General features: G+C 36.2%; 10 protein-coding genes and 1 pseudogene. 5 read left to right on the forward strand and 6 right to left on the reverse strand.

All coding sequences use genetic code 11. The annotated features are described in order from the left end of the window. Positions 1-3 precede the first annotated feature (3 nt). The 3 genes from celB (at position 4) to QNN06_RS03505 (ending at position 3618) form a co-directional block, all read left to right on the forward strand. Positions 4-1344, forward strand: coding sequence for a PTS cellobiose transporter subunit IIC (gene celB, locus QNN06_RS03495; RefSeq protein WP_213118765.1), 1341 nt, complete (start codon positions 4-6; stop codon positions 1342-1344). A gap of 227 nt (positions 1345-1571) precedes the next feature. Continuing rightward, complete coding sequence (locus QNN06_RS03500) at positions 1572-1892, forward strand: PTS sugar transporter subunit IIA (protein ID WP_213118764.1); 321 nt, start codon at positions 1572-1574, stop codon at positions 1890-1892. Positions 1893-2124: 232 nt separating this feature from the next. After that, a complete protein-coding gene (locus QNN06_RS03505) occupies positions 2125-3618 on the forward strand; it encodes a family 1 glycosylhydrolase (protein ID WP_284036983.1) in 1494 nt (497 codons plus the stop codon). A 216-nt stretch (positions 3619-3834) separates the two neighbouring features. Here QNN06_RS03505 and QNN06_RS03510 read toward each other — a convergent pair whose 3' ends face one another. The 4 genes from QNN06_RS03510 to QNN06_RS03530 form a co-directional block, all read right to left on the reverse strand. Continuing rightward, on the reverse strand, positions 3835-5268 hold the full coding sequence (locus tag QNN06_RS03510; RefSeq protein WP_217033242.1) for a purine-cytosine permease family protein: 1434 nt from the start codon (positions 5266-5268) through the stop codon (positions 3835-3837). A 561-nt stretch (positions 5269-5829) separates the two neighbouring features. Then, positions 5830-6090, reverse strand: a complete 261-nt coding sequence (locus tag QNN06_RS03520) for a hypothetical protein (RefSeq protein ID WP_284036984.1) — start codon at positions 6088-6090, stop codon at positions 5830-5832. 70 nt (positions 6091-6160) lie between these two features. After that, positions 6161-6436 (reverse strand): hypothetical protein, encoded by a 276-nt coding sequence (locus QNN06_RS03525; protein ID WP_284036985.1) that lies wholly within the window; start codon positions 6434-6436, stop codon positions 6161-6163. A 451-nt stretch (positions 6437-6887) separates the two neighbouring features. Further along, positions 6888-7478 carry a molybdopterin-dependent oxidoreductase gene (locus tag QNN06_RS03530; RefSeq protein WP_284036986.1) on the reverse strand — a complete coding sequence of 197 codons (591 nt, stop codon included), beginning with the start codon at positions 7476-7478 and terminating at the stop codon, positions 6888-6890. A 204-nt stretch (positions 7479-7682) separates the two neighbouring features. On the opposite strand from QNN06_RS03530, the pseudogene QNN06_RS03535 reads away from it, so the two are divergent. Further along, positions 7683-7822 (forward strand): annotated as a pseudogene (locus tag QNN06_RS03535) (RNA methyltransferase); the annotation flags it as partial. 485 nt (positions 7823-8307) lie between these two features. Here QNN06_RS03535 and QNN06_RS03540 read toward each other — a convergent pair. Then, complete coding sequence (locus tag QNN06_RS03540) at positions 8308-9447, reverse strand: winged helix DNA-binding domain-containing protein (protein WP_254124445.1); 1140 nt, start codon at positions 9445-9447, stop codon at positions 8308-8310. 84 nt (positions 9448-9531) lie between these two features. Further along, the gene (locus tag QNN06_RS03545; RefSeq protein WP_284037883.1) at positions 9532-10014 is read right to left on the reverse strand and encodes a DinB family protein; all 483 of its coding nucleotides are present in this window, start codon (positions 10012-10014) and stop codon (positions 9532-9534) included. Positions 10015-10656: 642 nt separating this feature from the next. On the opposite strand from QNN06_RS03545, the gene QNN06_RS03550 reads away from it, so the two are divergent. Then, positions 10657-11793, forward strand: coding sequence for a winged helix-turn-helix domain-containing protein (locus tag QNN06_RS03550; protein ID WP_284036987.1), 1137 nt, complete (start codon positions 10657-10659; stop codon positions 11791-11793). Positions 11794-11853 lie beyond the last annotated feature (60 nt).

Below are 11853 nucleotides of genomic sequence, written 5' to 3' on the forward strand. Positions count from 1 at the left end.
AAAATGGGTAAATTCAACAGCATTCTTGAAGAAAAAGTTATGCCTGTTGCAGCAAAGATTGGTGCGCAAAGGCACTTATTGGCTCTTCGTGATGGGCTCATTGCGACGATGCCATTCATTGTTATTGGTTCATTTTTCTTAATCATAGCTAACTTGCCAATTCCAGGTTATGCAGATTGGATGGCTTCTATTTTTGGTCCAACATGGGCTGCTAAATTAAGTTATCCAGTAGATGCAACGTTCAATATCATGTCACTTATTGCGGCGTTCGCGGTAGCTTACCGATTAGCGGAAAGCTATAAGCTTGACGCGATGAGTGCAGCTACTATATCAGTTGCTGCTTTCTTATTAACAACACCATTTAGTTTCTCATTTACTCCAGCTGGAGCTACAGAAGGAGTTTTGGTAACTGGTGCTATTTCAAAAGCTTTCTTAAGCAGTAAAGGTTTGTTTGTTGCGTTACTTTTTGCTATTTTATCAACTGAAATTTATCGTTGGGTCGTCAAGAAAGATATTGTGATTAAAATGCCAGAAGGTGTACCTCCAAGTGTTGGCCGATCATTTGCAGCATTAATTCCTGGATTTATTGTTCTTTTAGTAGTTTGGGTCATCCGTTTACTTGTTGAAATGACACCTTATGCAAGTATCAACGGCTTAGTTACGACCCTTTTAGGTGACCCGCTGAAATTGGTAGGTCTTACTCTAGGAGGAACGATAGTAGCCGAATTATTCGTAACGATACTATGGTCTACTGGATTACACGGTACAAACATCGTTAAAAGTGTAATGGAACCAATTTGGTTTGGTGCAATGGGTGACAATATGACAGCTTATCAAGCGGGCCAACCACTACCACACATTGTTACACAACAATTCTGGGATAATTTCATCCACATCGGTGGAACGGGCGTAACATTTGGTTTGGTTCTCTCGATGGTAATGTTTGCCAAATCCCAACAAATGAAAAGTCTTGGTCGTTTGGCATTTGCTCCTAGTATCTTTAACATTAACGAACCATTAATCTTTGGTATGCCGATCGTGTTAAACCCAATCATGATCATTCCATTCGTTGTTACATCCATCGTTACTGTTATTGTCACGTTCCTTGGAATGGATATGGGCTTGGTCGCAAAACCAGTTGGTATTGCAGTACCTTGGACCATGCCGCCAATTATCTCAGGATACCTTGCCAGTGGCGGACATATTTCAGGTGCCATCATGAATGTAGTTAACATTGTTATTTCATTCTTAATTTATCTTCCATTCTTCAAAATATATGATAACGCGAAGAAGAAAGAAGAAGACGCGATGAACGCAGGTAAAACGAAAGAAAATATTGCGTAATAAAGTGACGGGGCATTAGTTTGACTAGTGCCTGTCTCATTCCAATTAATATGACAATAAAGGTCATTCGCCTTCTGACAGTATCGGAAAATTTTTTTGGATGAGATAGTAGAAAATCACAGCTCTATTTACCTAACCGTGGATATTTCTAGATTTTCATATTAATCTAAAATTGGCAGGAGAGGGGAATTTCCTTTTCAAGTAAATCAAATGAAAGGCTGTTAATTATGAATAAAGAAGAACTTTACAATCTTGCATTTCAATTAATCCTTCATGCAGGCAATGCAAGAAGCTTGGCGATGGAAGCAATGTATGTAGCTAAAGAAGGCAAATTTGATGAAGCGGAAGCGAAACTAACCGAAGCAGATGCAGCCTTCAATGAAGCACATCATTTTCAAACGGAATTAATCCAAAAAGAAGCGGGCGGAGCGAAATTCGATCTTCCTCTTATTATGGTTCATGCCCAAGACCATTTGATGACTTCGATGACGCTTAAAGATTTGGCAAGAGAAATCATCGATTTGCATAAACTAATCAAAAAGGATTAAAGCAAAATCCTCCCAGGACAATTAAAAGTTAAACATTGTTGGCAGCCTTGCAAAACGCATGGTTGAAAAAGTAAATTGTAACTGAAAAAATGTCTGTCATTCTTTAATTGCCCAACTTATTTTGGGCTTTTTTCATTCATAATGATTTCACATACTCATTTTACAATGATCGTAAGGAGAGAAAATTATATTTGAACCCATAGTCTTCATTTTAGAAAGGAAATGAACTTTAATGAAAAAAACATTCCCAGAAAATTTTTTATGGGGTGGAGCTACAGCTGCAAACCAATATGAAGGTGGATACAATGAAGGCGGAAGAGGGCTTGCAACAAGCGACTTCATAACGAATGGTTCTGCAGACCGTCCAAGAAAAATTACAATCAGGTTAAAAGATGGAACAAAAACAATGGTAAACCGACGACCTACGGGGGACCCCAAAATAGATACTATACCAGAAGGCACATCAGGCTATATTGATGAAAATGTTTATTATCCAAGCCATAATGCAGTTGATTTTTACCACCATTACAAAGAAGATATTGCCCTTTTTGGAGAAATGGGTTTTAAGTGTTTCCGGCTATCTCTTAGTTGGTCCCGTATTTTCCCAAAGGGTGGAATTGAAGGGGAACAACCAAATGAGGAAGGGTTAAAATTTTATGAAGATGTTTTTAAAGAGTGCAAAAAATATAATATCGAACCATTAGTCACTCTTTATCATTTTGAAACCCCTGCTTATTTGGCGGAACATTTTAATGGGTGGGGCGGTCGTGAGACGATTGATTGTTTCTTAAGAATGTGCAAAGAAGTCTTTACTAGATATAAAGATTTAGTTAAGTATTGGATCACCATTAATGAAATTAATGTATTAAATGGTTACGCCTTTATGGGAACCAGGGAGGCTACCGCGCAGGTACGTTATCAGGCAAAGCATCATATGTTTGTTGCGAGTGCCCTTGCCAATAAGCTTTGTCACGAGATCATTCCAGATGCAAAGATTGGCTGTATGGTTGCCTTAAGCTGCATTTACCCGAAAGATTGTAAGCCGGAAAATGCATTTGGAGCTTTGGATTATCGAAGAGGAGCTTTGATATATTCAGATATTATGATGAGGGGATATTATCCATCTTACTCAGGCCACTTCTTTGAAGAGATGGGGGTAACCATAAAAAAAGAACCAGGGGACGACGAAATAATCAAGGCGTATCCTTCGGATTTTTTAGCGTTTAGTTATTACCGCAGTAGTGTATACCATACTGAAATCGTTCAGAATACCGATACCGGCGGACAAATGGGGGATGTAAATCCATTCGTAGAAAAAACGGAGTGGGGTTGGACGATTGACCCAGTTGGGCTAAGATACACCCTATCTGAACTTTATGACCGGTATCAAAAACCTCTCTTTATTGTTGAAAACGGAATGGGAACCATTGATAAACCGGATGAAAATGGATATGTGGAGGATGATTATCGGATTCAATATTTCCGAGATCATATTGTAGAAATGAAAAAGGCGGTTACTTTAGACGGTGTTGACTTGATGGGCTATACACCATGGGGTTGTATTGATTTAGTCTCAGCAGGGACAGGAGAAATGAAAAAACGATATGGTTTTATTTATGTAGATATGGACGACGAAGGAAATGGAACATTAAAAAGAACAAAGAAAAAATCATTTGATTGGTACAAGAAAGTGATTGCAACTAACGGCGAAGACCTTAGTTTTTAGATTAAATAAATATCTAGATTAACAAAAAATAGAGGCTGACCCAAAAGAGTCGTATTCATCGACCTTTTGGGTCAGTCTCTTTTGATAGCCTATTCAACTAGTATTAGGACTTATATACCAAAACTCTCCATTTAAGAGATGGTCATCGCACAAGAAAAGGTCCTAAGTATCAATGCAGGAACTTTGATCAAACCTGTATCAATTACTTTTTTTGCATTATTCAACTGGTATTTCCTTTGTGAATGTTGGACTTTTTCTCTCTTTTTCTTTTTTACGTTTTACCTTTATTTCCTCAGGCGCTTTACTGTAGTATCTCCCCTTCGTATAGACAGCTATTGCAACAGTGAGGAATGAGGCTAGTATGGCTGCAAAGAAAGTTGCTGTATTTTGCAGGAACGTTCCCATGTACCCTAATCCAGCAATCGTTCCAAGAACACTTGAGATAATTAATGGTGCAACCCCAACTGGATTCCATTTATATAATTTTTCCTGTCTCGCTTCATATTCTTTCGGTCCAATTTTCAACAACTTCTTCACGACTAATGCATCTGTAACTAAAATAGCAGCCCATGCCATTAAGAGAACCCCTTGGAATGTCATTGCACTACCTAAATAATCTAATATACCGCCAAGCATGAGCGCAATTGATACGACTGCTGAGACAACAACCCAAAAGTGACGATCAGGTTTGAAATGGAATACATTCTCGAAAAAATTGGACAATGACAGGGAAGCACTATAAATATTTGTAACGTTAATACGTAATTGTGTTAACAACGTAAAAGCGACTCCACCTAGTCCAAGAATGGTGACAATATAAACCCCCGGATTCGATTCAGCTAACCGGACACCAAACCATATTCCAAGTAAGCCCATGACACCAAAACAGAAAATTTGCGGAATAAATCCGATCATAATGGATCCAAGTTTAATATCTTTTGGTTTAAGGAAACGCGCATAATCTGACGCAATTAAGGCGGTTAATCCCATAATCCCGTGCTGCATTCCGATACATAATAGTAAACCTGTTCCACCTATCTGTACACCTTCTGGCATATAAGTCCAAAAGTGACCATCAAATTGAGACGGTATATTGGCTGCGACAATGATGATAGCAATTAAAAATATAAAAAAGATCGGTAATGACCATTTTTGTAATTTATCTAATTGTTTAATACCAAACCAATTTAGCGGGATGACAATGGACCCAAAAACGATAATTAAAAGCCAGAGTGGAATTGCGGGGAAAAATGCATGAACTGCGGAAACGAGAATCATACCTTCAAAGGCGCAATACATAATGAAATTCGATGCGTATATTAATGAAGTTAACGAAGCACCAATGTAGCCAAACCCTTGCCTAGACATAAGGTTTACATTCATTCCTGACTTCGCGGATAAATAGGCAATCACTGTACCTAAGATTCCAGCAATCACGATGGCATAAATAGCTGAAATAATAGCATTCATTGCACCATACTGAAGGGCCATAACACTGCCTGTTTGAAAATAAAAGATCGCAGTGGCAATACCGAACGTTATGTTGGTTACGCTAAACCAACCCATATTCCGTTTTTCTGCCGGAACCTTATCAAATGTATAATCGTCTTTTTCTTCTTCTTGGAGACCTTTAGTTTGATCTACACTCATGTAATCATCCTTTCATGATGCTCCTAACATCCTACCTCCTTCTTGCATTTTAATTTCACATTCAATCTAGCACCCTTTCAAGATTGAATGCTTGTTTCAGGGGGCAATAGAATGTGTTTTTTTGAGCAAATTATTATTTTAGAAAAAGTAAATATATCCGATTTCGCAGACTGCGTTTGTCTGCAACTATATTATTATATACACAATCAGTTTACATAATCAAGTGTCAAGGGGGAAAAGGGACTTAATAAGCCCTTTAAAAAAGAGGGTTTTACCTCAAGTTAACATGTTAAACCTATGCATTTTTTTTGAATAAAAATGCGATAGTCATAAAGCCTCGATTTTTGGTGCCCACATGAAGGATACCGTAGTTGCTTAATGAATAATAAGATGACCGCGCATATGAAACTGCTTCTGTAACTAAGAGGATTCCAAACGATAGAGAATAAGCGCCCAATGGTCCTTGACCGTCAAATTTAGCAGCCTGATTTTCGATAATTTTTAGTTGTGAATTTTGCAGCACATAATGGTCAACACTTCAGTCTTAAATGTGGATATATATCATCCATCATAAACTTCCCTTTTTTTCTCTTCTTCCTCGAAGATTTCGTCAGTTACTTTTTCTATTTGAATATTGTTAGGGCGGAGAAAATTTATGGTTTCGTGCTCTTCTTCAAATTGCTGAACAATACCTACCATGGTTGGATATTTTTGAATTTGCTCTTCATAGCATGATTGAAAGTCTTCGCCCACAACGTGGATTTCCTTTTTGTGGACACCAATTTCATTAACTTCTATATATGAAATAATAAATTCTTTCATAATTTCCTCCTTAAGAAACAAATTTTTTATTAGGGAAAATTTATATATATAGAGCACTTAGGGAAGCCTATTATTCATTTATATCTAATCCAGATAAATTTAAAGAAAGTTCATCTAATACTAAAAATACACAACCGAAAACGGTTCTGTAATCGATAAAATCCCCTTTAACTTCAACATTTATCTCAATAATATTCCTTTTATTATGTATGTATTGTTCTTCAATCTGATTAAAATTAATACTTGTAACAGATACACTAATTTCCTCTAAGGATTTTTTTAGCTCTCTTTCAAATATTGAATAATTATAGTTTTCGCTAAAGAAAATACGAATAGTAAATTTCATTTTCAAATCCTCCGTCTACTTTTGATTTTCCAAAATATTCCTTACCCAACTTTTTTTCGAAAACTTGTGTATCTTTTATCCCATTTAATTTATTTAACTAGACTGTATCGTTAGCAAATAAAAAAAAGCGATCCTCTAGGTATCGCATATTTTACATTATTGCACCCGTTTGTGAACAAAATGAGTTGTTTTCTTTCAAATTCTGTCAACTGTTGACTTTGAATTAACTATTAGCCTGTACCAATAATATGAATAAATCCCAATGAGAAAAATACTACGGTTTTTCTCTGTTTTCGTTTTTGTCGTTCTTCCATTCGGAATAGCTGGAATTCATTCTTCTTCCATTAACCTGCCCCGTTACAAAAAAATGGCCTTTCTTTTTTATTGGAAGCAAAGTATCAAAAGTTTAAGTACTTCTCACCCTCCTTTTTGCTTCCTAGACGAATCTGTGTTAACGGTACCGCTCTTCTTTAAATGGATTTGCTGTCATCGAATAGCCAAGCTCTTCCCAAAAACCAGCCTCGTCTACTTTCATAAACTCAATCCCTGAAACCCACTTTGAACCTTTCCATAGATAAAATACTTCTGGTGGAATAAACCTTAGTGGATAACCATGTTTTGAATCAATATCTTGCCAATCATGATTTTTATCCTTCCAACGGTATACAAACAAAGAATCGTCCCCTAATAAAGGCTCTAGCGGCAGGTTTGCAGAATAACCAAATCTGTCCCCATTGTAGTAACCGTAAATTTTAATGTATTTTACACCTTCATTAATTTCAACAAATTTCAAAAACTCTCTAAGTGCAATTCCTTCAAAAGTTGTATCAAACTTAGACCAGGTGGTAACACAATGCATGTTAACGTTTGATATGGTCTTTGAAAGCTCCATAATTTCCTTATAGGATAAGAACTTTTCTTCCTTCACCTCACCAAAAAGTCTGAAATTCCATGTGATTTCATTAAACTCGGGAATATCCCCTGTGTGCAGTATTGGCCATTTTTCTGTTTCGAATTGGCCAGGTGGAAGCTGCTTTTTCATCATACACCATCCCTTTTTCATCTTAAACGTTAATTAAATCACAGTGCTTAGTATAGTATGCTTCAAAATAATGAAAGCAAATCGTAGCCAAATCCTTTACTTGGGTTTCCCTAAAACTTGGAACTTTTATTTTCCTATAAATTTCCTATTTTACTATTGGAGCATTAGCGCAATAAGAAAACGGGATTGACGTAGCACCAATGTGCACGCAGGATTGCTAAGAAAGTGGTAGTAGTTACTGTGGAATTAATCGATGAAATCCTCATAAATGCGGGATTTTACATTATGACCGCGCTGTTGTTAAAAAAGGGTCATTTACTCGTGAAGTAATTGTCTGTAAATAAGTCTTTAATCATTTATAAAATGGTTGCCCCAAATGTGAGGACAACCTGTTTTTTTAGGCAAGTGCCTGTCACTACCCGCTATTTACGTTCATGAAAGAATAATTCTCTGTAGCTAATGGGAGTTCATCTTCAACACGAATAATCATTGGCGACCACTGTTTTCAGTAAAAAACTTTTCTATTTCTTCAGCTTATTTCTGGAAGTGTGGAATATAGCTATTAGCTTGAAAATTTTTCAAAAAAACTACATCTTAACCAGGTACAGTGAACCGTACCAAAGTAAATGAGGTTTTTTATACAAAATGACATTTAAATAATTAAAATCATTCGCTAAATAATTTCATTAAAAGAATTGAAAAAAATAATGAGATAATGTTCTTCGACAGTGTGACAGATCCATATTCGTCCTAACTTTTTTCGTACAAGTTACGTGATCTTACACAATTTTGTTTTGAATCTACATGTATTTATTAGAAATCTCACGCTTTAAAAAAACTGTATTACATGGGAACTTTCTCTACCAGCTATGAAGTCTAATAGTTGGGTTCCCTCTTTCGTTAATGCTTTGAGCTCCTCACTAGGAAGTTTTTTAAAGAGCTCAATCATGAGCCTCAACGACCCTTTTTCTTTCTGAACTTTCCATGTTCCTGAGACGAAGCCATCAATGAGAATGGTTGGCTTAATGATTCCGTTTTTAGTGAAAACTTTGTTACGGTATTCATCTTCAATGATTCGTTTTCTATCAGCATAGGATAGCAAAATGTTATCGAAGCCTCCAAGAAACCGTGGTGGAGGAAGGATGTTCTGATCAGGTCTCGGTGCATCAGGAATGTCGAAGAGCTCATTTCCTTGGTCATCGTGGAAAATGGTGAGTTGAGGTCGAAGTTGTTCTACCTTTTCTTTGAGTTTAGTGAGGCCGGACCAAACTTGTATGTCCTGAATGGTAGCAGGACCAAATACGGCTAGATAACGAAGGATCAAGTCGTTTATTGTCAAATTTAGGAATGGTAGATTGCCTAACCATGCTTCGGAGGATGTATGGATCGCCTGACCGCTCATGCCCCATAGTCCACGCGGTGGTAATTGAACGAGTGGAACAAAAGTCCGAATGACAGCTGCTAGAGCAGCCGAGTCAACATCTGGCCATTTTGCATTTAATTGCTTTCCAAGTTCACTAAAAGTAAGAGGGTTCGTTTCAATTAAGGAGCGGCCAGTATCGACAACGGCCTGAACGTCCAAACCATTAAGGGCTTTACCAAAAGAACTTTTTAAGACGCTTTCTTGGACAGGCTGAACTAAAGGGCGCAAACTCAAGCTATCCTGAGATGACACTAAGTGGATGGTGGACCGCATTAAGGAAAGGCGGACAACCTTTTTATCTTGGATGAGACTGGAAAGATCTTCTGGACGAAATTCCTCAATTCTTGTCCAAAGAGTAAAATAGGGGGCATTCGGGTCCTGAGCCTGTATTCCAACAAGACGCTTAATAGCCTCTAATACCGGCAAATTTACACGAGTTAGCAACATTTGCCTTGCAAGTAAAGCTCGGTTCAAGGCCCGAGTGCTAAGGACTGGAGGCATTCCCAACAAATGATCTTTCTTTTGAGCGATATTATTTTTTTCCATTGGTGAAGCCTCCTAATTCCTACATCTAATTTTGTTAAAACAAGGGTCTAGAAAATTCAATGATCTAAAGTAGCTTAGAAACTATCACCTTTTATAAAGATATAGTCCATAATCTTGCATTACCGATGAATATCCTAGTTGTCTTAGCATTGTGGAAATATTACCACGGTGGTAGTTGCCATGAGTAACAACGTGGAGGACAGACTCAGAAATAGACGTTTCCAATAAACCTGCATATGGATTATTAACGACAATGACCTGGTCCATATTTTCTTGATTGACTAGAAATGATTTGTTTTTGAGGGATAAGTTGTCATAGAGGATTTCCATTTCTTCAATCTCTTTTGATTCAATCTGTTTTTGCAATTGATTTGCCGAGGCAAGGGCTTCATTCATAGATTGACCGGCGATAATATCAAACCATGCTTGCTCAACGAGATAAATATGGGTTAATACTTGTGAAATAGATGAAAAGCCACTTTGTATTTCATGATGATAAATGTCCTTTGGAAGCTTTTTTAAGTGATTAATAATTTCCTTATTTGCCCAAACATTGTAATCATACATATCTTGTACGGGATTCCTTTTCAATAAAATATCCTCCTTGCTCCATTATGGTTAATGATATAATATGGAATATTGTACCATTTACTGAAGTGCAGGTATATTGTTTCTTGGATATTATTTAATCAATTTCAGGTTAAACTTTTCAGATTTTGCTTTATAGCTTCTCATATTAATCTTTAAAAGGTAAGTGATTAAAATTATTCTTAACGTAAATTACATTTTATCCTCGATTTCAATGTTAATTATGTCTGTTTCACTTGGATTTAAAGAGAGAATACTTAGATTGGTTGATGTGCTTTTTGATACAGGCTGTTCTACCACAATTTTTGATACGGATGAAGTTGAAAAAATCATTGACTTTAAAGAAAAAGTGGCTTTTAAAAATAGAAAAATTACGAATTTCTTCTCATACCGAAGAACCTTATTTAGATGTATCTCGGTGAACCGTACCATAAGTAAATGAGGTTTTTAGAATAGAAAATTAGCTTCATTATTAAAAGAGAAAGGAATTTCATCAAAAGAGAGGGTCAGTTAATAAAGGAGAAATAAGATCAAATGCAGAAATAAGAATTAGATAGTTGGAATAATTGGTCGCTTTGTAATGATGTAGCTATCTACCAAATTTTATTTAAGAGGAAAGTTATGAAAAAGCTCCAGTTCGAAATAAACGATTACTCCGTTTTATTTAATAATGAGAAAATACGATTATTACCTAAAGAATACCACCTTCTTAAATGTTTATATGAAAATATGAATCAAACGCTATCAAGGCAAAGCTTACTAGATAAGGTTTGGGCAATGGAGGATCCTACAGACCGTACGATCGACGATCATGTGTACCGGTTGCGAAAAAAGTTATCTTTTTTAGATAATATTTTAATAGAAACGGTTCGAGGTGTCGGGTATCGATTAACATTGAAACAAAATCATCAAGATAATCCCCTCTATCATGATAAAGAGTTTAGAGAAAGTATGGATGTCTTATATAATAAATACATTCTTTACGGGCAAGCAAACGGGTTAAAAACCATTGTGATGCAACATGAAGCATTAGACATTCCCATTGAAGTACATAAGAAAATATACCTTCATTTTGTACAGGGAGATTTTCAATGGTTTGTGACAAGCTCAGATATTCCTCTTTCGCAAAAACTTTTTTATCTCCTGCATATTTATTGGATGATCCAATTTAATATTGATAAAACTTATGCATATGTTCAAAAGGCACTTCGATTAAAAATGATTCCATTCCAACAACAGCAGGAGTTAGAAGAATTGGCCATGATCGGCATAAACATCGATAAGGGTAACTTTGAAGATGCTAAAAAGAAAATCAATTTAGTGCGTTCACAAATTGAACAGGGTGCAGTCCATGAAAGTATATTAACGTACCTAAAGATTCAAGAAATTAAAAATAAATTGTTAACAAGAAACTTTCATTCCGTTGAAACCCATATGGCAGAAGGTGATCAACTCTTTGAAAAGTATCCTTTTTTGCGGGAAAAGGGGAGGTTTCTAATGTTAAAGGGGTTTACCAAATGGATGAAAGGATATGAGAAAGAGGCCCTTCAACAAATGGATGAAGGTTTCATGATCTTATTGTCTTCTAAGTTTGTTCCCCATATCATAAATGGAGTAAGAGATATCATTTTACTAAGCAATCATTTAGCCATCGATCTTCCACACGATTATAAAAATAAATGGGAAAGTTTCTCGGAAAAGTACGATTTTCCAAGATTAACAGTAAAGATTGAACAATTATTAAATAAATGCCTCTGATATTCCTCTGACATTTCATTGCTATCCTTTTCTTACCGAAAAATTCAAGGTAAGAAAGGG

This window comes from Neobacillus sp. 114, assembly GCF_030127045.1.
Lineage (GTDB): Bacteria > Bacillota > Bacilli > Bacillales > Cytobacillaceae > Neobacillus > Neobacillus rhizophilus.